The 23,339-nt window shown below is 44.3% G+C and carries 25 protein-coding genes and 2 pseudogenes; 22 read left to right on the plus strand and 5 right to left on the minus strand.

Features of this window, described 5'->3' with window-relative positions:
* Positions 1–61: 61 nt before the first annotated feature.
* Together RWX26_RS05475 and RWX26_RS05480 are read right to left on the minus strand one after the other, a co-directional pair.
* A complete protein-coding gene (locus RWX26_RS05475; RefSeq protein ID WP_314579944.1) occupies positions 62–1,153 on the minus strand; it encodes a DEAD/DEAH box helicase in 1,092 nt (363 codons plus the stop codon).
* Positions 1,143–2,153: a Gfo/Idh/MocA family protein gene (locus RWX26_RS05480; RefSeq protein ID WP_002930181.1), complete on the minus strand. Its 1,011-nt coding sequence runs from the start codon at positions 2,151–2,153 to the stop codon at positions 1,143–1,145. The genes RWX26_RS05475 and RWX26_RS05480 overlap by 11 nt, the downstream gene beginning before the upstream one ends.
* Before the next feature lie 80 nt (positions 2,154–2,233).
* Here RWX26_RS05480 and udk point away from each other — a divergent pair, with 80 nt between their 5' ends.
* From udk to RWX26_RS05555, 15 genes and pseudogenes are all read left to right on the plus strand, one after another.
* A complete protein-coding gene (gene udk, locus RWX26_RS05485) occupies positions 2,234–2,869 on the plus strand; it encodes a uridine kinase (protein ID WP_009660533.1) in 636 nt (211 codons plus the stop codon).
* 164 nt (positions 2,870–3,033) lie between these two features.
* Entirely contained in the window at positions 3,034–3,702 is a 669-nt protein-coding gene (locus tag RWX26_RS05490) for a YoaK family protein (RefSeq protein WP_314579947.1), read from the plus strand.
* Positions 3,703–4,237: 535 nt separating this feature from the next.
* Entirely contained in the window at positions 4,238–5,806 is a 1,569-nt protein-coding gene (locus RWX26_RS05495; protein ID WP_176693558.1) for a 2-isopropylmalate synthase, read from the plus strand.
* 12 nt (positions 5,807–5,818) lie between these two features.
* Positions 5,819–6,856 carry a 3-isopropylmalate dehydrogenase gene (leuB, locus tag RWX26_RS05500; RefSeq protein ID WP_314579949.1) on the plus strand — a complete coding sequence of 346 codons (1,038 nt, stop codon included), beginning with the start codon at positions 5,819–5,821 and terminating at the stop codon, positions 6,854–6,856.
* Entirely contained in the window at positions 6,853–7,143 is a 291-nt protein-coding gene (locus tag RWX26_RS05505; RefSeq protein ID WP_314579950.1) for a DUF1294 domain-containing protein, read from the plus strand. The genes leuB and RWX26_RS05505 overlap by 4 nt, the downstream gene beginning before the upstream one ends.
* Positions 7,121–8,503: a 3-isopropylmalate dehydratase large subunit gene (gene leuC / locus RWX26_RS05510; protein ID WP_125341313.1), complete on the plus strand. Its 1,383-nt coding sequence runs from the start codon at positions 7,121–7,123 to the stop codon at positions 8,501–8,503. The genes RWX26_RS05505 and leuC overlap by 23 nt, the downstream gene beginning before the upstream one ends.
* A 9-nt stretch (positions 8,504–8,512) precedes the next feature.
* Positions 8,513–9,103 (plus strand): 3-isopropylmalate dehydratase small subunit, encoded by a 591-nt coding sequence (gene leuD, locus RWX26_RS05515; RefSeq protein ID WP_125401552.1) that lies wholly within the window; start codon positions 8,513–8,515, stop codon positions 9,101–9,103.
* Positions 9,104–9,202: 99 nt separating this feature from the next.
* Positions 9,203–9,982: a Sua5/YciO/YrdC/YwlC family protein gene (locus RWX26_RS05520; RefSeq protein ID WP_314579951.1), complete on the plus strand. Its 780-nt coding sequence runs from the start codon at positions 9,203–9,205 to the stop codon at positions 9,980–9,982.
* A 185-nt stretch (positions 9,983–10,167) separates the two neighbouring features.
* Positions 10,168–10,611, plus strand: a complete 444-nt coding sequence (locus RWX26_RS05525) for a MarR family transcriptional regulator (RefSeq protein WP_314579953.1) — start codon at positions 10,168–10,170, stop codon at positions 10,609–10,611.
* 3 nt (positions 10,612–10,614) lie between these two features.
* Positions 10,615–10,941, plus strand: a pseudogene (locus RWX26_RS05530) (nuclear transport factor 2 family protein); the annotation flags it as partial.
* A 68-nt stretch (positions 10,942–11,009) separates the two neighbouring features.
* Positions 11,010–11,738, plus strand: a complete 729-nt coding sequence (locus tag RWX26_RS05535) for an ABC transporter ATP-binding protein (RefSeq protein ID WP_314579955.1) — start codon at positions 11,010–11,012, stop codon at positions 11,736–11,738.
* Positions 11,731–13,251, plus strand: a complete 1,521-nt coding sequence (locus RWX26_RS05540) for an ABC transporter permease/substrate-binding protein (protein ID WP_314579957.1) — start codon at positions 11,731–11,733, stop codon at positions 13,249–13,251. Before RWX26_RS05535 ends, RWX26_RS05540 begins: the two co-directional genes overlap by 8 nt.
* Before the next feature lie 150 nt (positions 13,252–13,401).
* Positions 13,402–13,719 (plus strand): TfoX/Sxy family protein, encoded by a 318-nt coding sequence (locus RWX26_RS05545; RefSeq protein WP_314579960.1) that lies wholly within the window; start codon positions 13,402–13,404, stop codon positions 13,717–13,719.
* Between the two features lie 91 nt (positions 13,720–13,810).
* A complete protein-coding gene (locus RWX26_RS05550) occupies positions 13,811–14,476 on the plus strand; it encodes a SatD family protein (protein WP_314579962.1) in 666 nt (221 codons plus the stop codon).
* Entirely contained in the window at positions 14,473–15,210 is a 738-nt protein-coding gene (locus RWX26_RS05555) for a DUF3307 domain-containing protein (RefSeq protein ID WP_314579964.1), read from the plus strand. Before RWX26_RS05550 ends, RWX26_RS05555 begins: the two co-directional genes overlap by 4 nt.
* Before the next feature lie 62 nt (positions 15,211–15,272).
* Here RWX26_RS05555 and RWX26_RS05560 read toward each other — a convergent pair whose 3' ends face one another.
* Positions 15,273–16,034, minus strand: coding sequence for a DNA/RNA non-specific endonuclease (locus tag RWX26_RS05560; protein ID WP_314579966.1), 762 nt, complete (start codon positions 16,032–16,034; stop codon positions 15,273–15,275).
* A 193-nt stretch (positions 16,035–16,227) separates the two neighbouring features.
* Here RWX26_RS05560 and RWX26_RS05565 point away from each other — a divergent pair, with 193 nt between their 5' ends.
* From RWX26_RS05565 to RWX26_RS05595, 7 genes and pseudogenes are all read left to right on the plus strand, one after another.
* On the plus strand, positions 16,228–16,818 hold the full coding sequence (locus tag RWX26_RS05565; protein WP_314579969.1) for a GrpB family protein: 591 nt from the start codon (positions 16,228–16,230) through the stop codon (positions 16,816–16,818).
* Positions 16,806–17,415, plus strand: a pseudogene (locus RWX26_RS05570) (class I SAM-dependent methyltransferase). The gene RWX26_RS05565 and the pseudogene RWX26_RS05570 overlap by 13 nt, the downstream one beginning before the upstream one ends.
* An 11-nt stretch (positions 17,416–17,426) precedes the next feature.
* A complete protein-coding gene (locus RWX26_RS05575; RefSeq protein WP_314579971.1) occupies positions 17,427–18,050 on the plus strand; it encodes a Type 1 glutamine amidotransferase-like domain-containing protein in 624 nt (207 codons plus the stop codon).
* A gap of 18 nt (positions 18,051–18,068) precedes the next feature.
* Positions 18,069–18,902 (plus strand): alpha/beta hydrolase, encoded by an 834-nt coding sequence (locus tag RWX26_RS05580; RefSeq protein WP_314579973.1) that lies wholly within the window; start codon positions 18,069–18,071, stop codon positions 18,900–18,902.
* Between the two features lie 29 nt (positions 18,903–18,931).
* Positions 18,932–19,429: a GAF domain-containing protein gene (locus RWX26_RS05585; protein WP_314579976.1), complete on the plus strand. Its 498-nt coding sequence runs from the start codon at positions 18,932–18,934 to the stop codon at positions 19,427–19,429.
* Positions 19,429–21,099, plus strand: a complete 1,671-nt coding sequence (gene dnaX, locus RWX26_RS05590) for a DNA polymerase III subunit gamma/tau (protein ID WP_314579978.1) — start codon at positions 19,429–19,431, stop codon at positions 21,097–21,099. The genes RWX26_RS05585 and dnaX overlap by 1 nt, the downstream gene beginning before the upstream one ends.
* A gap of 37 nt (positions 21,100–21,136) precedes the next feature.
* A complete protein-coding gene (locus RWX26_RS05595; RefSeq protein WP_002895701.1) occupies positions 21,137–21,328 on the plus strand; it encodes a DUF3272 domain-containing protein in 192 nt (63 codons plus the stop codon).
* Between the two features lie 52 nt (positions 21,329–21,380).
* Here RWX26_RS05595 and birA read toward each other — a convergent pair whose 3' ends face one another.
* Together birA and RWX26_RS05605 are read right to left on the minus strand one after the other, a co-directional pair.
* Complete coding sequence (birA, locus tag RWX26_RS05600; protein ID WP_004187176.1) at positions 21,381–22,316, minus strand: bifunctional biotin--[acetyl-CoA-carboxylase] ligase/biotin operon repressor BirA; 936 nt, start codon at positions 22,314–22,316, stop codon at positions 21,381–21,383.
* A gap of 16 nt (positions 22,317–22,332) precedes the next feature.
* Positions 22,333–23,334: a LacI family DNA-binding transcriptional regulator gene (locus tag RWX26_RS05605; RefSeq protein ID WP_004187172.1), complete on the minus strand. Its 1,002-nt coding sequence runs from the start codon at positions 23,332–23,334 to the stop codon at positions 22,333–22,335.
* Positions 23,335–23,339 lie beyond the last annotated feature (5 nt).

The raw sequence follows: 23,339 nt of genomic DNA on the forward strand, positions 1-23,339 counted from the left end.
AATTCTTGTTGCTAATAAGTAAAAAAGCTTTGGAAATCTAATGTTTCCAAAGCTTTTTAGTTTAACTTGTTACATAAAGTTCTTGATTTTTTAATACAATTTCACCAACGGGGGCGTATTTTTTTAATGTCTTCAGTTCTTCTGGATGGCTGATGAGGGTGATGACATAGCCTTCCTTGCCCATGCGGCCGGTTCGGCCAGAGCGGTGGGTATAGGTTTCTAAATCGCGCGGAAGCTCATAATTGACGACGCATTCTAGCGAGTCAATATCAATGCCGCGAGCAACTAGGTCAGTGGCTAGCAGGAGAGTAATCTGGTGCTCTTTGAACTTATCCAAAATCACCTTGCGGAACTTAACGTTGACATCGCTGGCAAGAGAAACGGCATTGGCTTCATGATACTGGAGCTTTTCCTCAGCGCTTCCTAGGTCTGACAGAGCGTTGAAGAAGACCAGTCCACGGAAATCTTCAACATTGGATAATTTGCGGAGCAACTCCACCTTATCACGTTTTTCGACTTGCATGTAAAAATGCTGGATGTTGTCCAAAACTTGGTCGTCAATGCTGATTTCTAGAGTATTTTCAGCAATCTTATCGTGGTCGAACTTAGCAGTGGCGCTTATATATACCAGCTGGTGGTCACGAGGCGCATAGTGGGTGATTTTATCTACAAAATGATACTGAGAATCGCTGAGCAGCTGGTCAAATTCATCTAAAATGATGGTTTCGACATTCATCATCTTGATTTTCTTGAGCTTGACCAACTCGAAAATCCGCCCAGGCGTTCCGATGATAATTTCCGGACCTTTCTTAAGGCGCTCAATCTGTCGCTTCTGGCTGGAGCCGGAGAGCAGGATCTGGGCTGTCAGTCCTAAAGGCTCCGCCCAAGTCTTGCATACCTCAAAAATTTGTCCAGCCAACTCAGTATTAGGAGCTAAAATCAAGAGCTGTTGTGCTTTTCTAGGTGTCAGCTTGAGCAGACTGGGAAAGAGATAGGCCAGAGTTTTGCCAGTACCAGTCGGACTAATTCCCAGCACCGTATCGCCTGCAGAAATAGGCTCAAACATCTTCTCCTGAATAGTTGTCAAATTTTCAAATCCTAGCTGAGCCAGCTGATTTTGCCAACTCGGGGGAAATAGTTCCTTAATCATCATCAACCTCAAATCTAATGCCAGCGTCCTTGCGCATGGCAAATAAGCTTTCGTGAACAGCCGTAGCCGCATTCAACCATTTCTCATAAGCCGCATCCTGTCCGCCCTTGAGCACTCGCGCAAAAGCTTGAGCTTCTTCCAGCATGGTATGGGAAGCACGCTTGATAGGCAGCACCTCCTCTTGACCATCCAGACATTGGAAAATAGCAGAGCTGATAAATTCAATCCCGTCTAAAGTCAGAGTTCCTTGATCCGTGTATATTTCCGCAGGCAGATTGCTGTTTATATTTTTACCGGCCTGAATCTGAACTTGAAAGTCTGGATAGATGAGACAGCCGGCTCCATTTAAATCAATCGTATTGGCTAGCTGCTGGGCGCTGTAGCGAGCGAAGCGCGGATGGCCGAAAAGTCTGATAGCCGCATAGACTGTATAGACACCTAAGTCCATCAAAGCGCCGCCAGAAAATTTAGCTGAGAAAACATTGGGTTGCTCTCCTGCAAGTAGAGCCTGCATTTTAGAAGAATACTTGGCATAGGTGAAGTTGGCTCCCAAGACGGTCTTGTCCTTGAGAAAATCACTGATTGTATCAAAGGCCTGCTCATGATAGTTGCGGGCAGCTTCAAAGAGATAGACTTGATGCTCGTCCGCCAGCTTGACCAATTCCCGCCATTCTTTGGGACGAGAAACCGCTGGCTTTTCGACAATGACGTGTTTACGAGCCAGAATAGCTACCTTGGCATGATTGAAGTGCAAACTGTTGGGGCTAGCAATGTAGACGACATCGATATCAGACGACAGAAAGTCCAGCATTTCAGTATAGACGGCTGTATTTTCATAGTTTTGCACAAAGCGCTCAGCAGAAGCCAGAGTCCGAGAGTAGACTGCTGCCAGCTGATAGTCGCCTGTTGAGTGAGCGGCCTTGATGAACTCATGAGAAATAGAACCTGTTCCGATGATTCCAAGTTTGAACATAAAAACCTCCTTTTTTCTATTTTTAAGCATGTATTTTTTTTTATTTTAGCTCTTTCATTATAACATGAATTGCGGTAAAATAGATAAGATAACAAGAGATGGAGCTTATAATGCAAAATAGACCTATTATTATTGGTGTGACTGGTGGTTCCGGAGGCGGAAAGACCAGTGTTTCTCGAGCAATTTTGGCTAATTTTCCAAACGAAAAAATTGCCATGATTGAGCATGACTCCTACTATAAGGATCAGACGCATCTGACTTTTGAGGAGCGGGTTAAGACCAACTATGATCATCCTTTTGCCTTTGACACGGACCTGATGATTGAGCAAATCAAGGAGCTCTTGGCTGGTCGGCCTGTGGATATTCCTACTTATGACTATACGGAGCATACCCGCAGCAAAAAAACCTATCGTCAGGAGCCTCAGGATGTGTTCATAGTTGAGGGGATTTTGGTCTTAGAAGATCAGCGCCTGCGGGATTTGATGGATATTAAAATCTTTGTGGACACAGATGACGATGTTCGGATTATTCGTCGGATTAAGCGAGACATGGAAGAGCGTGGACGCAGTTTGGATAGCGTTATTGAGCAGTATTTGGGAGTCGTAAAGCCTATGTACCATCAGTTCATCGAGCCGACCAAGCGCTATGCGGATGTTATCATTCCAGAGGGAGCTTCTAACAAGGTGGCTATTGACCTGATTACGACCAAGATTGAAAAAATCCTTAAGGAAGCCAGAGAAGGCTAGGACACGTAGCTTTCTGCTCCGTCATTTGAGGAAATAAATAGCTGTCAATTTGGCGAATCGCAGTAGCTGCAAGATTTTTGAAATGTAATCTAGCAAGGGGAAGTGGACGGACTGAAATCTATGATTTTCGGAGTCTGGTCACTCCCTTATTTTGTAGGTGGTTTATGAAACAATTTGTAAAAAGAGAGTTTCACTCTCGTTCAAAATTTTTTGCCTGCCTCTTGACCTTTTGTGCAGGATTTATCGACGCCTATACCTTCATTGAGAGGGGTAGTACCTTGGTGGCAGGTCAGACGGGAAACGTCGTTTTTCTTTCGGTCGAGCTTATCAATCAGGAAACCAGCGGAATCGAAGTGAAATTGGCAACTATGTTGGCTTTTATGCTGGGGATTTTTCTGATGACTGTTTTTCAGCATCATTTTGAGCATTCTTGGCGCAGGCTGTCCAGTGTTTTTCCTTTGATATTGACGACAGCTGTCGCTGGATTTTTACCAGCAAATGTGCCTCGTCTCTATATCGTACCACCACTAGCTTTCTGCATGGGCCTAGTTGCGACGGCTTTTGGCGAGGTGGATGGCATTGTCTATAACAACTCTTTTATGACGGGGAATATCAAGAAAACTATGGTAGCTTTTGGCAACTATGCTCGAAACAAGAAAGGAAAAGATTTGAAAGAAGGCTTTTTCTTTGTTGCTCTATTGGCAAGCTTTGTAGTCGGAGCCATCATCTCTACCTATCTGATTCAATTTTACCTCCTGAAGACCATCTGGCTTGTTTCCCTGATTCTAACAGCCTTTCTCCTTTTCCGAGGAATTCAGTATATGAGGAGATGAAGAAAGTAGAATGAATCATGTTACGATTCCTGAAAAAATAGAAGAAGCAAAGTTACCTCACTTCCTTTTTCTCGTATTTACAGTTTAAATCCCCAAAAATAATCCAGCATATTAAAAATTTTCAGAAAATATCGACTTTTTCTTGACAGGTTTATGATACTGTGTTAAAATACTAAACAATAAGAAACCATCTCAAAAAGGAGTTAGTCAAACATGAAGTCAACCCAATCTTCAAGCTTTGCTTTGTTGTTGCGTTACTCGGGCTAGTGCAAAAGCATTAGTCCTGTTTGGCTTACCAAGCGGGAGTAAATCAACATCTCGCTTGTTCCTCAAGTGAGATGTTTTTTATTTCACCTATCTTACCTCAAACTCTGATGAGGAAGAAATGGATTCTAAAGGAGCGACGGGAGTGGGGCTACATCTTGATTTTTCTGAAATCGATTTGTCTTATACCGTCTCAGTCATTGAACACGACCTAGAAGTTGGGGAAGATTTTTTCCTAAATGGTCTATGTATCTTAGAAAAGGAGTTGTCTATGACACGCAAAGTTGAATTTTTTGATACCAGCCTCCGGGATGGTGAGCAGACACCAGGAGTGAATTTCTCTATCAAGGAGAAGGTGGCTATTGCCAAGCAGTTAGAGAAGTGGGGGATTTCAGTCATTGAAGCCGGTTTTCCTGCTGCGAGTCCAGATTCTTTTGCGGCGGTGCAGGAGATTGCTAAAGTCATCACAAAAGCTTCTGTTACTGGGCTGGCGCGTTCGGTTAAATCAGACATTGATGCCTGCTATGAAGCGCTCAAGGATGCTAAGCATCCACAGATTCATGTCTTCATTGCGACCAGTCCTATTCACAGAGAGTTCAAGCTGAAAAAGTCCAAGGAAGAGATTTTAGAAGCAGTGAAAGAGCATGTCTCCTACGCGCGCTCCAAGTTCGATATAGTCGAGTTTTCACCAGAGGATGCGACAAGAACAGAGCTGGATTTCCTCTTTCAGGTGGTACAAACAGCAGTGGATGCAGGTGCGACTTATATCAATATTCCAGATACAGTTGGCTTTACTACTCCAGAAGAGTTTGCAAATATTTTCGACTACCTAGTGGCAAATGTGACTTCTGATCATAAGGTGGTATTTGGTGTTCATTGTCATGATGACCTTGGTATGGCAACGGCCAATACTTTGACGGCTATCAAGCACGGTGCTGGTCGTGTTCAGGGAACTATCAATGGAATCGGTGAGCGGGCTGGTAATGTAGCATTGGAAGAAGTAGCAGTTGCCTTAGAAATTCGTCAGGACTACTATCAGGTTGAGTCGGATATCGTCCTTAATGAAACCATCAACACTTCTGAGCTGGTGTCCCGCTTCTCAGGTATTCCAGTGCCTAAGAACAAGGCGGTCGTTGGTGGCAATGCCTTCTCTCATGAGTCCGGTATCCATCAGGATGGTGTTCTTAAGAATCCACTGACCTATGAAATCATCACACCTGAGCTGGTTGGTGTTAAGAGCAATTCGCTTCCGCTTGGTAAACTGTCTGGCCGCCATGCCTTTGTCGAAAAACTCAAAGAATTGGCTCTGGACTTTGCAGAATCTGAAATTAATGATCTCTTTGCTAAATTTAAGGTCTTGGCTGATAAGAAAAATGAAGTCACAGACGCTGATATTCGGGCTCTGATTGCTGGAACGACGGTCGAAAATCCTGAAGGCTTCCACTTTGATGATCTGCAGCTGACGACCAATGATGACCATACCATCACAGCGGATGTGCAGCTGGTTAATGGCGACGGAGAGACGGTCAGCTGTGTGGCAGAAGGTAAAGGAAGCGTTGAAGCTATCTTTAATGCCATTGACCAATTCTTTAACCAGTCTGTTCAGCTTTTATCTTATAACATCGAGGCGGTGACGGATGGTATTGACTCTCAGGCTCGCGTCTTGGTAGCTGTTGAAAATACGGATACAGATACAATTTTCAACTCCTCTGGTATTGACTTTGATGTTCTTAAGGCCAGCGCCATTGCCTATATCCATGCCAATACCTTTGTGCAAAAGGAAAATGCGGGTGAAATCGGCCATCAGGTATCCTACCGCGATCTGCCTGCAAATAATTAGAAGGAAGCGACTATGACAAAAGAAATTGTAGCTCTGGCGGGTGATGGTATCGGCCCAGAAATCATGGAAGCCGGTCTCAAAGTACTGGCTGCTGTTGCGGGCAAGTTTGGATTTACTTACCATGTCACAGAGAAGGCTTTTGGGGGTGCTGGTATTGATGCGGAAGGTAATCCTCTGCCTCAGTCTACTCTGGTAGCAGCCAAGGAGGCGGATGCTATTCTCCTAGCAGCTATCGGCAGTCCCCAGTATGATAATGCTCCAGTTCGTCCTGAGCAAGGCTTGCTCGCTCTGCGCAAGGAGCTTGAACTCTATGCCAATATCCGCCCAGTTAAGATTTTCGATGCTCTTAAGCATTTGTCGCCTTTGAAGGCAGAGCGAATTGCTGGTGTGGATTTCGTGGTCGTGCGCGAGCTGACTGGTGGGATTTACTTTGGTGAGCATATTTTGAAGGACAAATCTGCGCGTGATATCAACGACTACAGCTATGAAGAGGTGGAACGAATTGTCCGTAAGGCCTTTGACATTGCGCGTGGTCGCAGAAAGCGCGTGACCAGTATTGACAAGCAAAATGTGCTAGCGACATCCAAACTCTGGCGTAGAGTAGCAGATGAGGTGGCCAAGGATTATCCAGATGTGACCTTGGAGCACCAATTGGTGGATAGCGCTGCGATGCTCATGATTACCAATCCTGCTAAGTTTGACGTTGTGGTAACGGAAAATCTCTTCGGCGATATTCTCTCAGACGAGTCCAGTGTCTTGTCAGGGACGCTGGGAGTTATGCCATCGGCCAGTCATTCGGCTGCTGGGCCAAGTCTTTATGAGCCTATTCACGGTTCTGCTCCAGATATTGCAGGGCAAGGCATTGCCAACCCTATCAGCATGATACTTTCTGTAGCCATGATGCTGCGGGATAGTTTTGCAGAGGTTGAAGCTGCAGAAGCGATTGAAGCAGCGGTGGAAAAGACTTTGGCTCAAGGTATTTTAACCCAAGATCTTGGCGGTCAGGCGACAACAACTCAAATGACGGAGGCCATTATCAATAACTTATGAAATGGATATTAACAGGTATTTGCCTGCTATGGAACCTTGTCGTTTTCTTGCTTTATGGCAGGGATAAGCGAAAGGCTAAGAAAAATCACTACCGCATTCCAGAGAAGACTTTGCTCTTGTCAGCATTGGCAGCGGGAGGTTTAGGCGCTTTATTAGGCGGTCGACTCTTTCACCACAAGACCAGAAAATGGTATTTCTGGCTGGCTTGGATTTGCGGAATAATAGTGGAAATCGGAATTTTATATTACATATGGAGAAGCAAGTATGGCTGGAAAATCGATTTTTGATAAGCTGTGGGAAAGACATCTGATAACGGGTGAAGAAGGCCAACCCCAGCTTATGTATGTGGATCAGCATTATATTCATGAAGTAACCAGCCCTCAGGCTTTTCAAGGTCTTCGAGATGCAGGGCGCAAAGTTAGACGGCCGGACTTGACCTTTGGAACCTTTGACCATAATGTTCCTACGGTCAATATCTATGATATCCGGGATGTGATTTCCAAGGCTCAGATTGATAAACTTTCTGAGAATGTCAAGGATTTTGGCATTGAACACGCGGCTCACGGATCGGAACTGCAGGGGATTGTCCATATGGTTGGACCGGAAACGGGCAAGACTCAGCCGGGCAAATTTATCGTCTGCGGTGACAGTCACACGGCCACTCACGGAGCTTTTGGAGCTATTGCTTTTGGAATCGGTACTTCGGAGGTGGAGCACGTCTTTGCCACGCAGACCATTTGGCAGGTCAAGCCCAAGAAAATGTTGGTCAAATTTACTGGGGTGCCACCTAAAGGTGTCTATTCCAAGGACTTTATCCTCGCTCTGATTGCCCGATATGGTGTGGCTGCAGGTGTCGGTCATGTGGTCGAGTATGCTGGTGATGCGATTGACCATCTGACCATGGAAGAGCGCATGACCATCTGCAATATGTCCATTGAGTTTGGATCCAAGATGGGCATTATGAATCCCGACCAGAAGACCTATGATTACGTTCAAGGACGGCCGGGCGCTCCCAAGGACTTTGAGGCGGCGGTAGCCGATTGGAAGACTCTGGTTAGTGATCCTGATGCTGTCTATGATAAGGTTATTGAGATTGATGTTTCCCAGTTGGCACCTATGGTGACTTGGGGAACCAATCCTTCTATGGGAGTAGAGTTTGGCGCGGCTTTCCCAGAAATACGTGATATGAACGATGAGCGGGCCTATAATTACATGGACCTCTCACCAGGTAAGAAAGCAGAAGATATTGACCTAGGTTATATCTTTATCGGCTCCTGTACCAATGCCAGACTCAGCGATTTGCAGCTGGCGGCTAAGTTTGTCGCTGGTAAGCACATTGCTCCCAATCTGACAGCTATCGTCGTACCAGGCTCTCGTCCGGTCAAGCGGGCTGCTGAAAAGATGGGACTGGATAAAATTTTCATGGATGCGGGATTTGAGTGGCGCGATCCGGGTTGTTCCATGTGCCTGGGAATGAATCCAGACAAGGTGCCAGATGGAGTTCACTGTGCTTCTACTAGTAATCGGAACTTTGAGGATCGTCAGGGATTTGGTGCTAAAACCCATCTTTGCAGTCCTGCCATGGCAGCAGCGGCAGCTATTGCCGGGCACTTCGTAGATGTCCGCCAACTACCGGAGGTCCAGTAAGGAAGTTTTATGGAAAAATTTACAATCTACACGGGGACAACAGTCCCCCTCATGAACGATAATATCGATACAGACCAAATTTTACCCAAGCAGTTTCTCAAGTTGATTGATAAAAAAGGCTTTGGTAAGTACCTTATGTACGCATGGCGCTATCTGGACAATCAGTACACCGAAGATCCTGATTTCGTCTTTAACAGACCTGAGTATCGCAAGGCGACTATTCTGATTACTGGGGACAATTTCGGAGCGGGTTCCTCTCGGGAGCACGCTGCCTGGGCCTTGTCTGACTATGGCTTCAAGGTAGTCATTGCTGGATCTTTTGGCGATATTCACTACAATAACGAGCTTAACAACGGTATGCTGCCTATCGTCCAGCCACTGGAAGTCCGGCAAGCCTTGGCGAATCTGAAGCCGACGGATGAAGTGACGGTGGATTTGGAGCAGCAGAAGATTTTTTCGCCGGTGGGAGAATTCTCCTTTGACATTGATGGTGAATGGAAGCACAAGCTCCTCAACGGCCTGGATGACATTGGCATTACGCTGCAGTATGAGGATTTGATTGCAGAATATGAAAAAAATCGTCCATCTTATTGGCAGTAACCATATTTTTGCTATATTGAGAAAATTCTGAAAAAACCTTGTATCCGATAAAAATATATGGTAAAATAAATCTTAATTTAATAGAAAAGGAAGAAACTTATGACAAAACACATTCAATGGAACGGACAGCTTTCACAAGAAGGTTATGACATCCTGAAAGGCGATGGCGGCTGTATCGTTTGCCCGACCAAGGTGGGTTACATCATCATGACCAGCGATAAAGCTGGCTTGGAGCGTAAGTTTGAAGCTAAAGCTCGTAACCGTAATAAGCCAGGTGTTGTCCTCTGTGGCAGTATGGATGAGCTCCGTGCTTTGGCTCAGCTGAATCCGGAAATTGAAGCTTTTTATCAAAAGCATTGGGATGAAGACATCCTCTTGGGCTGTATCCTTCCATGGAAGCCAGAAGCTTTTGAAAAGCTCAAAGCCTATGGCGACGGTCGGGAAGAGCTGATGACAGATGTTCGTGGCACTAGCTGTTTTGTTATTAAGTTTGGTAAGGCGGGCGAGCAGCTGGCAGCTAAGCTTTGGGAAGAAGGCAAGATGGTCTATGCATCCTCAGCCAACCCATCCGGTAAAGGAAACCGCGGCAAAGTCGAAGGAATTGGCGAGCGCATCGAAAATGCTGTTGACTTAGTCATTGAAGCAGATGACTATGTAGCCTCTATCCAGCCAGATAAGACCATTGAAACGCGCTACGAGCAAGGCGTTATGGTCTCTATGGTTGATAAAGCTGGAAAACTGATTCCAGAACAAGGTGGGCAACGTTCCATCTCACCAGCACCAGTGGTCATCCGCAAAGGTTTGGACATTGACAAAATCATGATGCACCTGTCCGATACCTTTAACTCATGGGATTACCGTCAGGGTGAATACTACTAAGAAAAAAGAAGCTCAGTGCGAGAGAGAAGATCTTCTTCCGCACTGAGCTTTTTAGTTTGGAACTTTAAGTTTAAAATCTTTACCCAGTTTAAAATTATTTCCAAATAGAACAAAATTCTTGACAGATATAATTCAAATTGTTACAATTAAAAAACAATTCGATATAGAAATAAATTGGAGGTTTCATGAAATATTGTCATTTGGTAGCCCATCATATTCGTTTGTTGAATGGGCGGATTTTTCAAAAGTTACTGAGACATGACCCTGACTCTCTTTATCGGAGTGAGCAGGGAAAGATTTTAGCGGTTTTATGGAATAGTAAGACGGGCTGCGCTACGGCGACAGATATTGCGCTGGAGACAGGACTTGCCAATAATACGCTGACGACTATGCTGAAAAAGTTGGAAGAGCAGGGTTTGGTGACCTTTAGTCAGTGTGGCTCCGACAAGCGAAAAAAATATGTCAAGTTGACGGATCAGGGTTGGTCCCAGAAAGAAGTTGGGCAACGTGTCAGTCAGAGATTGGATACTATCTGTTACAAAGGATTTTCAGAGGAAGAAATTCGCCAATTTGAAGGTTTTCAAGAAAGAATTTTGGCTAATCTGAAAGAGAAGGAAAATGAGGTTTAGAATATGTCAAAACAAGTTGAAAATGGACAAAATCTATACATTCATGCTATTCAAGACGGACGAGTTGCTGAGGCTCAAGCACAGTCTGTAGGAGATACTTATATCCAACATTCGACAGGTGTGCCTGATGGGAAAGAAGGATTTGCGACTTTCTTTGCAAATTTCTTCGAGCGCCATCCCGAGCGTGAGATGAAGATTGTCCGTACTATTGAGGATGGTAATCTGGTCTTTGTTCATGTTCATCAATATCTCAATGGCGGGGAAGCTCAATGGGTGACAACGGATACTTTCCGTGCAGATGAGAATGGCTTGATTGTGGAGCATTGGGATAATAAAGAAGTCATGCCTAAGGTAGAAGACTTAATTAATCGAGGAAAGTTTTAAATTGAGGACAAACAATGATTGAATATAAAAATGTAGCGCTACGCTATACAGAAAAGGATGTCTTGAGAGATGTCAACTTACAGATTGAGGATGGAGAGTTCATGGTTTTAGTGGGTCCTTCTGGGTCCGGTAAGACAACCATGCTCAAGATCATCAACCGCCTCTTGGAACCTACAGATGGTGATGTTTGCATGGACGGCAAGCGCATCAAGGACTATGATGAGCGAGAGCTACGCCTTTCTACTGGCTATGTCTTACAAGCGATTGCCCTCTTTCCAAACCTAACTGTGGCTGAAAATATTGCTCTCATTCCTGAAATGAAAGGATGGAGCAAGGCAGATATTCAGCAGAAGACTGATGAATTGCTGGAGTTAGTAGGCTTGCCTGCTGAAGACTATGCTCAGCGCATGCCGGGCGAGCTATCTGGCGGTGAGCAGCAACGGGTGGGCATTGTCCGTGCCATTATCGCCCAACCCAAAATCCTACTGATGGACGAGCCTTTTTCAGCTCTTGATGCTATCTCTCGTAAGCAATTGCAGAGCTTGACCAAGAGTATCCATGACCAGTTTGGGATGACGACAATTTTTGTGACTCATGATACGGACGAGGCTTTAAAGTTGGGGAATCGGATTGCTGTTCTGCAGGACGGAGAGATTCGTCAAGTGGCGACACCTGAGGAAATCTTATCTTCACCTGCGACTAATTTCGTAGCAGATTTATTTGGAGGTGTTCAACATGGCTAATTTGTTTTCTACCTTTCAGGAGCGTTTTGGCGAATGGTTGGCAGCCTTAGGGCAACACCTCCAGCTGTCTCTTCTGACCTTACTAGTGGCCATCTTCCTGACCATTCCGCTCGCTATCTATCTTCATAGTCACAAAAAGGCAGCCAATTGGGTACTGCAAATTGCAGGAATCTTTCAAACCATTCCTTCAATGGCCTTGCTGGGACTCTTTATCCCCCTCATGGGGATTGGTACACTTCCGGCACTGACTGCTCTGGTGATTTACGCTATTTTCCCGATTTTAGAAAATACTGTCACGGCTTTGAATGGGATTGATCCTAGTTTAGAAGAAGCTGGAATCGCCTTTGGGATGACCAAGTGGGAGCGACTCAAAAAGTTTGAACTGCCTCTAGCTATGCCCGTCATCGTGTCAGGAGTTCGGACGGCAACGGTAATGGTTATCGGAACAGCAACTCTAGCAGCCCTTGTCGGAGCTGGTGGACTAGGTTCCTTTATCCTTCTAGGAATTGATCGTCGCAATGCCAGTCTGATCCTGATTGGAGCAATTTCATCTGCAGTTTTGGCTATTCTTTTCAACAGTCTCCTTAAATGGATGGAAAAGGCTAAGCTTCGGACTGTATTTACAGCTTTTGCTGTCTTAATACTCGGGCTCGGCGCTTCTTATACGCCAAGTTTGCTACCGAAACAGGAGAAGGATCATCTGGTTATTGCTGGGAAATTGGGTCCAGAGCCAGAAATTCTCATGAATATGTATAAACTTCTCATAGAGGAAAATACGGATATGACTGTGACAGTCAAACCTAATTTTGGGAAGACAGACTTCCTTTATCAAGCACTGAAAAAAGGTGATATTGATATCTATCCTGAGTTTACCGGTACGATTACTGGAACACTCTTGCAGCCTGCTCCAAAGGTCAGCAATGATGCTGAAGAAGTTTTTGAAGCAGCGCGTGATGGAATCAAAAAACAAGACAATCTAGTTTTGCTCAATCACATGGCTTATCAAAATACATATGCAATTGCAGTACCTAAGAGTGTTGCTAAAGAATACAATCTTAAAACCATCTCTGACCTTAAGGCGGTTCAAGACAAGCTCAAGGCAGGGTTCACCTTGGAATTTAACGACCGTGAAGATGGGAACAAGGGACTTCAATCTGTCTATGGACTGAATCTCAATGTGTCAACCATGGAACCAGCCCTTCGCTACCAAGCTATCCAGTCGGGTGATATTCAAATCACGGATGCCTATTCGACTGACGCAGAACTTGCGCGTTATGATTTACAAGTTTTAGAAGACGATAAACATCTTTTCCCTCCTTATCAAGGAGCGCCTCTCCTGAAGGCTGAACTGCTAGAAAAACACCCTGAGTTGGAAGGTATTCTCAATAAGCTGGCTGGTAAAATTACGGAAAGTCAGATGAGCCAGATGAATTATCAAGTTGGCATCGAAGGTAAAAAAGCGGAAGCTGTTGCGCGTGATTATCTGGTCAAGGAAGGACTTTTAAAAAAATAAGAAGTAAAAGGGTTAGACTTGTAAGGTCTAGCTTTTTTGCTTACTTGAGGATAGATAGACTACGGATTGAAGGAGATGTGTTTATCTCTTAGTCAGGAAATCTTCATCCATTTCTGGTATAATAAAGTATCAATTCATGGAGGTGTTCCGATGGCATCTAGTCAAGAATATTTGGATTTTATTCTGAAGCAGCTGCAGGGCTTAGGCCAAGAAATTAGCTTTCGCAAAATGATGGGAGAGTATTTGCTTTATTATCGAGGTCGCTTATTCGGCGGGATTTATGACAATCGCTTGCTGCTCAAGCCGGTCCAGCCAGCTCTGAATTTTTTTGAAAATCCGATTTATGAGTCTCCTTATCCAGGCGCAAAACCAATGCTTCATATAAAAGAAGTAGAAGATGCTGCCTTTCTCTGCAGTTTGATTGAAGCTGCCTATCCTGCCTTACCAGCACCTAAAAAGAAAAAATAGACTTTCCTTTACAATAGATATTCTAAAAAGTTGCCGTTTAAATAGACATTTTTTAAATTTTCCTTTATAATGGACTTAAAGGAGGTTTGGTATGCTTTATATTGCTCTTATTGGAGATTTAATTGAATCCAAACAGCTGAAAAATCGTAAGCAGGCCCAGAAGGACCTGCAGGACATGATGGCGGTGCTAAATCAGGATTATCAGGATTATCTGGTGTCGCCTTTTACAGTAACAACTGGAGATGAGTTTCAGGCTTTGTTGCGGCCTAATCCAGAGATTATGCAGCTCCTTGATCAGATTGCCTTGGGCTTTCCTCATCCTATTCGCTTCGGGCTTGGCCTGGGGGAGATTGTGACAGACATCAATCGGGAGCAGAGTATTGGCGCGGACGGTCCGGCCTACTGGAGGGCACGCGCAGCCATTGAGGCTATTCATGAGAAGAACGACTACGGCAGCAGTCGTATAGCTGTATCCTTGGGAGATGAAGAGCTCAGTCAGGCGGTCAATACGGTGCTGACAGCTACTTCATTTATCCAAAGCAAGTGGAACACCAGTCAGAGAGAGGTTTTGGAGCAGATGCTCATGGAATATATCTATGACGAGAATTTTTCTCATGGAGAAATAGCAGAGCTGTTACAGATTAGTCCCAGTGCGCTTAGTAAGCGGCTCAAGTCGTCTGGTCTGAAGATCTATCTGAGAAATCGCCGTTTAGCCATGAGAATGATTCTACAGGCAGCAAAGGAGGCTGAAGAATGACAAATTTTATGGGATTTTCAGAATTTTTTATGCAAAATCCGATTCTCGTATTGACTTTGCTGGCTCATGTGCTAGCTGATTTTCAGCTTCAAAGTCAGAAAATGGCCGACCTCAAAAGCCAGCGATTGAATTTCTTGATTCTCCACTTGGGAATTGTTCTATTGCCCTTGTTGCTCTTGGGGCTCATCTTACCTAATTATCTGCTATATTTCGCCTTGGTCTGGCTCAGTCATGCGCTGATTGACTTCTTGAAGAATAGGTTGAATTCATCGATTGTCCAGCATCATGCTCAAAAGTTTGCCTTTATACTGGATCAGGTCTTGCATCTGATTAGCATTTTTGCTCTTTATTTTCTCTTAGGGCAGCAGCAAATTCCAGCTCCTAATTGGCTTTCTGAGCGCTACCTCATGCTACAGGCTTTCTTTTTCTTCGCCCTTACTGGTAAGCCGATTAATATCCTCTTTAAACTCTTCTTCAGCAAGTATCAGGCGGGGGAAGACAGTGGGGAGACTATTGCGGGGGCTGGTGCCATGATTGGGATATTAGAGCGCTTGATTATGGGACTTTCTCTTATTTTCGGGCAGTTTACTGCCATTGGGCTAGTTTTTACGGCTAAGTCTATTGCCCGCTATAATAAGATTTCAGAAAGCCAGTCCTTTGCTGAATACTATCTGATTGGCTCGCTTTTCAGTATGATTGCAGTCTTGTTGGTTTACGGTTGTCTGTATTGGTAAAAATAAATAAAAAAACAGATCATCATAGCGATGGTCTGTTTGTATGTTCTTATCTATTAATTCTACTCAATCATGGTATTGACAGCAGTGCCTGTTTGGTAGTCAATCTCTGCATTTGGAGAGATATTGTCCAGGATGGCATGAGACATTCCGTCTTCATCTATTGTTTCCTTGCCCCCTAGCTGGATGCTGACAATATTGCCTTCTGCGTCAAGCCCGACATACTGGAGCTCAATCTTGCGAGGAAGAAGCTCATTGTCCGTATAAATCGGAGTAACCTTGTAATCCAGCCAATAATCTGGATTTTCCTCTAACCAGCGCTCCAAGCGATGTTCATAATAGATCATGCTATCTGGGTTATTGTCGTCCAGTCCTTGGAAACTGCCAGAGTTGAGCCAAGCGGTCATCGGAACGAGGTTTTTCCCTTCGTTATTGAGGCCGCTGAAAGTGAAGCCAATCAGGTGAGCGCGATTCATGAGCCAAGCCCGATCATCTCCATTTCCGTAGTAGAATTTGTAATTGTGCCAACCGATGGGATTGTAAGTGACCTTGGTCTCCTTTTTCTTTTTGGCTTTGTGTTGCTCCTGCATTTGAACATGAGCAGCAGTAGCCCGACCGTACTTGTCCTTTTTCCCTAGCTTTAGCTGATACTCTCCATTCAACTCCAGAGTGCCGATAGCTGTTTCATCGCTATGGTTGAGCAGCTGGACCTTAATCTGGTTCTTCTGATTCGCAGCAACATTTTCTGCAGGAAGAGCCTGTGAAAGTAACAACAAAGAGCCGGCTGACAGGACAAGCCAAGTGCCAAACCTAAACTTTTTCATAAAGAACTCCTTTTAAATAATATATCTCCGACATCATTCTACTAAAAAATAGATTGTTTGACAACTGAAACTTTTCAAAAATATTACAAAAATAAATATCTGTTCAATAAGTGCGAGGTTTGACTAGGATGCGTATTTTTCCTATAATCATAACTATAGAAAACGCTTGTATAAATTACCTAAGGAGGTGCTTATGAGTCCATCTTTAGAGGAAATGTCGCTAGAAGAGCTGTGGCAGCTTTTTCCGATTTTTCTGAGAGAGCATCAGGTAGCGTGGAAAGATTGGTATGAGGCGGAACGGCTTCGGCTCTTGAGTTTTTTGCCAGAACATCAGATCGTTCGTCTTAGCCATATTGGCTCAACATCGGTAGAGACCATTTGGGCCAAGCCAATAGTGGATATCTTATTGGAAATTCCCAAAGAAACAGATATGGCGGTAATGAGAGACTTGCTGCTGCAAAATGGTTATCTGCTCATGTCAGAAAGCCAAGGGCGGATGTCATTTAATAAAGGCTACACACCGAGTGGTTTTGCCGAGCGGATTTTCCATCTGCATCTGCGCTATGAAGGCGATCATGATGAACTTTACTTTAGAGACTACTTACAGGAGCACCCTGCTGTAGCTAAAGACTATGAAAAGCTCAAGCTGTCCTTGTGGAAGCAATACGAGCACAATCGTGATGCCTATACAGAGGCGAAAACGGATTTTATCAAGAACTATACAGAAGAAGCTAAAAAGTTTTATGGCGGAAGATATGAGAGGGAAGGCGTATGGGTTATCTAGCAATAATTAGCCTTTTGATTATTCTTGCTTTTCTTTACTTAATTTACCAATCTAAGAAACCATCAGGTTTTGTCGGCTTATGGATGATGAAATTATGGAATCGCGTTTATCTGCCTATGGTTGTTTGGTCGGTCAGTCAGCTGGATTATAAGAAACGATATAATGCTATTTTGGATGTTGGAGTTGGAAATGGAGCTTCCTCGAAATATTTGAAAAAGCACTTTCCTAATAGCCAAGTGTTGGGGATTGATATTTCTTCTACGGCCATCAGAGCAGCTGAAAAATTTGCTGGGCCTGGACTAGCATTTGAGGTGAAAAATGTTGAGAATACAAATCTTCCGGTTGAGGGATTTGATTACAGCCTTTCAGACTCATTTTCATTGGTCGGATTTAGCTCAGGCGTTCCTAGAACTTAAGCAGATACTTAAGTCAGATGGAATCATCTTACTGGCATGTGAATGGAGTAAATTAGCTTACTACCTACCAGACTTTAGAAAGCAAGAAAAACTGGAGCATTATTTGTCTAACTTGGACTTGCATCTCATCGATAGCCAAAGAAATGGTCAATGGATTCTTTATAAAATTAAGAAAAAATAAGGAGGTATCCTATGAAACAATTATTTTTATGTTCATATTTTGCGGGAGTCAAGGACTTGTTCGGACAATATGCGTCCGAAAAGAAATTGGGCAATCAGGTACTTTTTATCCCGACGGCTGGAAATGTAGAAGACTACAGAGGCTATATTGACGAAGCCCTACAAACCTTTGAGGACTTGGGATTTCAAGTAGAAGTCTTGGATATTTCAGCTTGTGATAGAGAAACAGCTCAGGCCAAAATTTTCCAAAGCAAGCTCCTCTATGTCTCTGGTGGCAATACTTTTTATCTTCTGCAAGAACTAAAGAAAAAGCAACTTATGTCCTTGATAAAAGAGCAGATTGCAGACGGTATGATCTATGTGGGTGAATCTGCTGGCGCTGTTATTACTGCTGAGGATATTGACTACATCAGACTTATGGACGATAAGGAAGTAGCAGGGGAACTGTCTGATACGGTGGCGTTAAAGGAGGCAGATTTTTATCTCCTTCCTCATGTCGGAGAAGAACCCTTTGCTGAAAGTGCTAAGGCAATCCTAGAAACTTATGGAGACAAGCTTAATTTACTGCCTCTTAATAATCGCCAAGCAGTGCTGGTGGAGGGGGAAGAAATGAAGGTTTTGGAGGAAAATAAATAAGAATGCGGGTGTAGTATTTTGATTGAAAAGACATATGAAACATCAAGTGGAGTCATTCACTATTGGACGAATGATATGGATGCATCAGCGAAAAGTGCTCTTATCTTTTTACCTGGACTTACAGCTGACCATAGATTATTTGACAAACAAATAGAGTACTTTAAAGACAAATATAGAGTCCTGGTGTGGGATGCTCCAGGCCACGCATTATCTTATCCTTTTAAGCTCAATTTTAGCTTGTTTGATATGGCGAAATGGCTAGATGGAATATTTGTCAAAGAGGGAATTGAAAGGCCAATCATAATTGGTCAGTCGATGGGAGGATATGTGGGACAGGTTTATGCTCAACTTTTTCCCGAGAAATTAAAAGGTCTTGTTATGATTGATTCACCTTCCATGCAAAGGAAGTATTATACAGCTATGGAATTGTGGCTCTTAAAAAATATGGAAGCAATTTATAGAATCTATCCATGGAAATCTCTTTTGAAATCTGGACCTAAAAGCGTATCAACAACAGACTATGGAAGAAAACTGATGTATGATATGATGATGGTTTATGATGGCGATCAAAAAAGATATGCTCGTCTTACAGGATACGGATATAAGATATTTTCAGAAGCGGTAGAGAAGAAGCTTTCTTATGAAGTGAAATGTCCACAATTGGTTATATGTGGAAAAGAAGATCGTGCAGGGTCTTGTATACGATATTTGAAAGCCTATGAAAAAAATACTGGGAAGTCTGTTCAATGGATTGATAAGGCGGCACATAATTCTAATACCGACCAACCCGATATTGTAAATAGACTGATTGATGAATTTTTGGATAACAAAATTAAAGAAAAGCTTGGTTGAAAGACCGGCTTTTTGATATAATAGACTCTATGAACACAAAAGAAAAAAATTCAAATTATCAACTTTTATTGGCTCAGCTAGAAGCCTTGTTGGAGGGCGAGACCAATGCTTTGGCAAATCTGTCGAACGCTAGCGCCCTGCTCAATCAAGCCCTGCCTCATTCGGTTTTTACTGGTTTCTATCTTTTTGATGGGAGTGAGCTGATTCTGGGGCCTTTTCAGGGTGGTGTTTCCTGTGTCCATATTGCCTTAGGTAAGGGTGTCTGTGGGGAATCTGCTGAGAAAAAGCAGACCATTATCGTAGACGATGTGAGCCAGCATGCCAACTATATCTCTTGTGATAGTAGAGCGAAAAGCGAGATTGTGGTGCCCATGGTAAAAGACGGTCGTCTTCTGGGAGTGTTGGATTTGGACTCAGCCTTGGCGGGTGATTATGATTATGTGGAACAGGAATATCTGGAAAAATTTGTCCAGATTTTGCTTGAAAAAACGACTTGGAATTTTGAAATGTTTGGAGAAAAAGCCTAATGTATCAAGCTTTATATCGGAAATACCGCAGTCAGACCTTTGGTCAGCTGGTGGGGCAGCAAGTAGTAGCTACCACTCTGCGTCAGGCTGTGGAGCAAGGAAAAATCAGCCATGCCTATCTCTTTTCTGGTCCACGTGGAACAGGGAAAACTAGTGTTGCTAAGATTTTTGCCAAGGCTATGAATTGTCCGAATCAAAAGGACGGCGAGCCCTGCAATGACTGCTATATTTGTAAGGCCATTACTGAGGGGAGCCTTGAAGATGTCATCGAAATCGACGCTGCTTCAAATAATGGGGTAGATGAGATTCGTGACATTCGGGACAAGTCAACCTATGCACCCAGTCTTGCCAAGCACAAGGTCTATATCATTGACGAGGTCCACATGCTCTCGACTGGGGCTTTTAACGCCTTGCTTAAGACCTTGGAAGAGCCAACGGAAAATGTGGTTTTTATCCTAGCGACGACAGAGCTGCATAAGATTCCAGCGACCATTCTTTCACGCGTCCAGCGTTTTGAGTTTAAGTCTATCAAGACGCAGGACATTATTGGCCATATTGAGTGGATTTTAGAGCAGGAAGGGATTGATTTTGAGCAAGAAGGTGTGCAGATTATTGCCCGTCGATCCGAGGGCGGTATGCGGGATGCCTTGTCTATCCTCGATCAGGCTCTTAGCTTAACTCAGGAAAATCGTTTGACTACTGACATTGCTGAAGAAATCACTGGCTCCATCAGCTTAGGAGCCTTGGATGCCTATGTAGCAGCCTTGATTTCTCATGATGCAGTAGCAGCCTTGGATAATCTCAATCTGATTTTTGACAGCGGTAAAAATATGGCCCGTTTTGTGACGGACCTCCTGCAATACCTGCGTGACTTGATTATTGTCAAAACTGGTGGGGAGAATCATCATACCAGCGAGCTCTTTCTGGAAAATCTCAAGACACCGCAGGACACTCTCTTTGCCATGATTGATATGGCGACCAAGAGTTTGGCAGATATCAAGAATAGCCTGCAGCCCAAGATTTATACAGAAATGATGACCATTCGACTGGCAGAGACTAGCAGTCTTCCTGCAGCGGCAGCGATTCCGGATAATCTAGCTGATGAGCTCAAGGGTCTGAGACAAGAGATTGATAGTCTTAAACAGCAGCTGGCTAATGGCAATGGGAAACCTGTAGCGGCTGTCAAAACTTCGGATATTCGACCGCAGAAGTCTAAGGGCTACCGAGCAGACCGCAATAAGGTCAATGCCATCTTAGAAGAGGCTGTTGAGAATCCTAGTCTGGCTCGCAGCAATCTGACTAAGCTGCAGAATGCTTGGGGTGAGATTATCGAAAGTCTGGCTGGAGCTGATAAGGCCTTGCTGGCAGGATCGCAGCCGGTAGCGGCCAATGAAAGTCATGCTATCTTAGCTTTTGAGTCTAATTTCAACGCTGAGCAGACCATGAAGCGGGACAATCTCAATACCATGTTTGGCAATATCCTCAGCAATGCAGCAGGCTTTTCACCAGAGATTTTGGCTATTTCCTTGGAAGAGTGGACCAAGATTCGGGCGGACTTTTCAGCTCGCAGCCGCAATGGCAAGACAGAGGCTGAAGAGAAGGAAGAGGAAAGCCTGATTCCAGAGGGATTTGACTTTTTAGCAGAAAAAATTACCATTCAAGAGGATTAAAAAAGATTTTTCTAGGCTTTCGTGTTATAATAAAACTATGAACAGACGACAATTTATTGTAATGGCTGTTTTTACGGCCTTAGAAACCTATTTTTTCAATGAATCTATCATGGCGGGGCGCTATTTCATGGCTGCTTTCTGGGCAGTTTTAGTGCTGCGTAATCTGCAGATTTCCTATGTCATGGGGCGGATTGTGGATGAAATCGATAAACATTTAGGACCGAAATAATGAAAACAGGACTGAGCTATGAGACTCAGTCCTTTTGAAATGAAATTTTTGATTACCAATTGGTTAGCGAGACTTCGCCGCTGTTGAGCCAGATTTCCTGACCATTTGTCAGCTGGACTAAGAGTTGCCCGCTGTCTGAGATATCCTTGGCCAAACCTTGGTAGTCTGCGCCTTTTTGGCTGAAGCTTACTTGCCGTCCTAGCACCAAGGAGCGCTCCTTGTAGAGGTAGATGAGCTCTTCTGGGGCACTTTCGTAGAAGCATTTCCAAATCTCGGCAATGAGCTCATTGCGACTAATGGCTGGTTTCTCTTCAAAGAGGGAGCCAGCCTTTTCTTTAATCTCAGCTGGAAAGTCTTTAATGAAAAAATTAAAGCCAACACCAATGATAACATCAGTGACGAGCCCTGTCTCAATAGAAGTTGTAGCCTCGGTCAGGATGCCGGAAATTTTCTTGTTTCGATAGTAAATGTCATTGACCCACTTGATATCAACTTCCATGAGGGTTAGATTTTTCACTGCCTTGTAGATAGCTCCTGCAGTCAAGATAGTATAGGAAGGGAGCTGGTCGAAGGGGAGGTTGGGCTTGAGGTGGAGAGACATGTAAAAGCCGCCCTGGCTGGGGCAGAAGAAGGCACGACCGAAACGGCCACGGCCAGCAGATTGGGCAGCGGCCAGATAAAGAGTGTTGGCCGGGCGTCCGGCCTCCATGCCAGCCTTGGCGTCCATCTGAGTGGACTGGCAGTCAGGATTAAAGGAGACCTGAACAGGTGAGTGTTCCTCAATCCAATCAGGAATCAGCAAGTCACCCGCTGTCAATCGATAGCCCCGGTTCTTGACGGATTCGATTTGGATGCCTTCTTTTTCCAGTTTTTGGATGGCTTTCCAAATGGAAGTTCGTGAAATGCCCAATTCTTGGGCTATTTTTTCACCGTTGACATAGTCGTCAGCCTGGCTGAGGATGTCAAAGATTTTTTCGTAGGTTTTCATAGGCGGTCTTTCTAGCTTAAAGGCTGCTTGCTCTTAGTGTCAGCTTGGTAGAGAGCTTGATCATATAGGGGATGGGGCTTTCGTCAGTTTTAATCATCTGGTCCAGCATCTGCAGAGCTTGCTTACCCATTTCCTCTGTAAAGACTGTCACAGTGCTGAGAGGCGGATAGACGTATTTGGCGATGGATGTATCATTAAAGGAAATAATCTGGACATCTTGGGGAACAGCTATTCTCGCTTCCTGAAGAGCACGGAGAGCACCGACTGCCAGAGCATCGCTGGCTATGAAAAATGCTTTGGGCATCTGTTCTTTTTGTTCGTCAATCATGTCTTTCATCAGCTGGTAGCCCGACTCTGAGGAGAACTTGCCTGTCTTGACATAAGTCGGCTGATAAAGACCTTTGTCACTAAGGTAACGGCAGAAGCAGGCCAAGCGCGGATCGTCAAGACTTGTCGTTCCATCTGCTGTTTCTTCACGTCCAGCAATCATACCGATTTCTCCAATACCCTGCTGAAGAAAATGGTCGAGAACATGAGTAACGGCATGCTCAAAGTCCGTTGTTACACAGCTGTGGCCTTGGTCGATCGTATCGCTATCCACGAAAACCAAGGCAGGACTGTATTGCTCCAGGTCCTTGACTTGCTTGCTGCTGAATTTTCCGATGGCAATGATGCCGTCAATCTGCTCTAGCTGGCTCAGAGAGTCGTTGTTGAAAATCCGCACGATATCATAGCCCAGTTCCTGGGCTTTCTTTTCAATGCCTAAGCGGATGGAGTAGTAGTAAAGATCATCCAGCTCTTCCAGCTCAGTGTACCATTCAACGATGGCAATGCGGTGGGTCTGAGGTGAAGTCTTTTTCTGCCTTTTGCTTTTTTGGTAATTGAGCTGTTCAGCGATATCGAAAATCTTCTTACGCGTCTCATCGCTGACAGACATGGACTTGTCATAGTTCAAAACCCTCGAAACAGTTGCGGGAGAAACACCAGCAGTCTGGGCGATATCTTTGATAGTAGCCATTTGAT

Source organism: uncultured Streptococcus sp., assembly GCF_963536705.1.
Classification (GTDB): Bacteria; Bacillota; Bacilli; order Lactobacillales; family Streptococcaceae; genus Streptococcus.

What these genes read in the sequence shown, in the direction of transcription:
- RWX26_RS05475 (WP_314579944.1), bottom strand. Translation starts at nt 1,153, where the DNA reads ATGATGATTAAGGAACTATTTCCCCCGAGTTGGCAAAATCAGCTGGCT.
- RWX26_RS05480 (WP_002930181.1), bottom strand. Translation starts at nt 2,153, where the DNA reads ATGCTTAAAAATAGAAAAAAGGAGGTTTTTATGTTCAAACTTGGAATC.
- udk (WP_009660533.1), top strand. Translation starts at nt 2,234, where the DNA reads ATGCAAAATAGACCTATTATTATTGGTGTGACTGGTGGTTCCGGAGGC.
- RWX26_RS05490 (WP_314579947.1), top strand. Translation starts at nt 3,034, where the DNA reads ATGAAACAATTTGTAAAAAGAGAGTTTCACTCTCGTTCAAAATTTTTT.
- RWX26_RS05495 (WP_176693558.1), top strand. Translation starts at nt 4,238, where the DNA reads ATGACACGCAAAGTTGAATTTTTTGATACCAGCCTCCGGGATGGTGAG.
- leuB (WP_314579949.1), top strand. Translation starts at nt 5,819, where the DNA reads ATGACAAAAGAAATTGTAGCTCTGGCGGGTGATGGTATCGGCCCAGAA.
- RWX26_RS05505 (WP_314579950.1), top strand. Translation starts at nt 6,853, where the DNA reads ATGAAATGGATATTAACAGGTATTTGCCTGCTATGGAACCTTGTCGTT.
- leuC (WP_125341313.1), top strand. Translation starts at nt 7,121, where the DNA reads ATGGCTGGAAAATCGATTTTTGATAAGCTGTGGGAAAGACATCTGATA.
- leuD (WP_125401552.1), top strand. Translation starts at nt 8,513, where the DNA reads ATGGAAAAATTTACAATCTACACGGGGACAACAGTCCCCCTCATGAAC.
- RWX26_RS05520 (WP_314579951.1), top strand. Translation starts at nt 9,203, where the DNA reads ATGACAAAACACATTCAATGGAACGGACAGCTTTCACAAGAAGGTTAT.
- RWX26_RS05525 (WP_314579953.1), top strand. Translation starts at nt 10,168, where the DNA reads ATGAAATATTGTCATTTGGTAGCCCATCATATTCGTTTGTTGAATGGG.
- RWX26_RS05535 (WP_314579955.1), top strand. Translation starts at nt 11,010, where the DNA reads ATGATTGAATATAAAAATGTAGCGCTACGCTATACAGAAAAGGATGTC.
- RWX26_RS05540 (WP_314579957.1), top strand. Translation starts at nt 11,731, where the DNA reads ATGGCTAATTTGTTTTCTACCTTTCAGGAGCGTTTTGGCGAATGGTTG.
- RWX26_RS05545 (WP_314579960.1), top strand. Translation starts at nt 13,402, where the DNA reads ATGGCATCTAGTCAAGAATATTTGGATTTTATTCTGAAGCAGCTGCAG.
- RWX26_RS05550 (WP_314579962.1), top strand. Translation starts at nt 13,811, where the DNA reads ATGCTTTATATTGCTCTTATTGGAGATTTAATTGAATCCAAACAGCTG.
- RWX26_RS05555 (WP_314579964.1), top strand. Translation starts at nt 14,473, where the DNA reads ATGACAAATTTTATGGGATTTTCAGAATTTTTTATGCAAAATCCGATT.
- RWX26_RS05560 (WP_314579966.1), bottom strand. Translation starts at nt 16,034, where the DNA reads ATGAAAAAGTTTAGGTTTGGCACTTGGCTTGTCCTGTCAGCCGGCTCT.
- RWX26_RS05565 (WP_314579969.1), top strand. Translation starts at nt 16,228, where the DNA reads ATGAGTCCATCTTTAGAGGAAATGTCGCTAGAAGAGCTGTGGCAGCTT.
- RWX26_RS05575 (WP_314579971.1), top strand. Translation starts at nt 17,427, where the DNA reads ATGAAACAATTATTTTTATGTTCATATTTTGCGGGAGTCAAGGACTTG.
- RWX26_RS05585 (WP_314579976.1), top strand. Translation starts at nt 18,932, where the DNA reads ATGAACACAAAAGAAAAAAATTCAAATTATCAACTTTTATTGGCTCAG.
- dnaX (WP_314579978.1), top strand. Translation starts at nt 19,429, where the DNA reads ATGTATCAAGCTTTATATCGGAAATACCGCAGTCAGACCTTTGGTCAG.
- RWX26_RS05595 (WP_002895701.1), top strand. Translation starts at nt 21,137, where the DNA reads ATGAACAGACGACAATTTATTGTAATGGCTGTTTTTACGGCCTTAGAA.
- birA (WP_004187176.1), bottom strand. Translation starts at nt 22,316, where the DNA reads ATGAAAACCTACGAAAAAATCTTTGACATCCTCAGCCAGGCTGACGAC.
- RWX26_RS05605 (WP_004187172.1), bottom strand. Translation starts at nt 23,334, where the DNA reads ATGGCTACTATCAAAGATATCGCCCAGACTGCTGGTGTTTCTCCCGCA.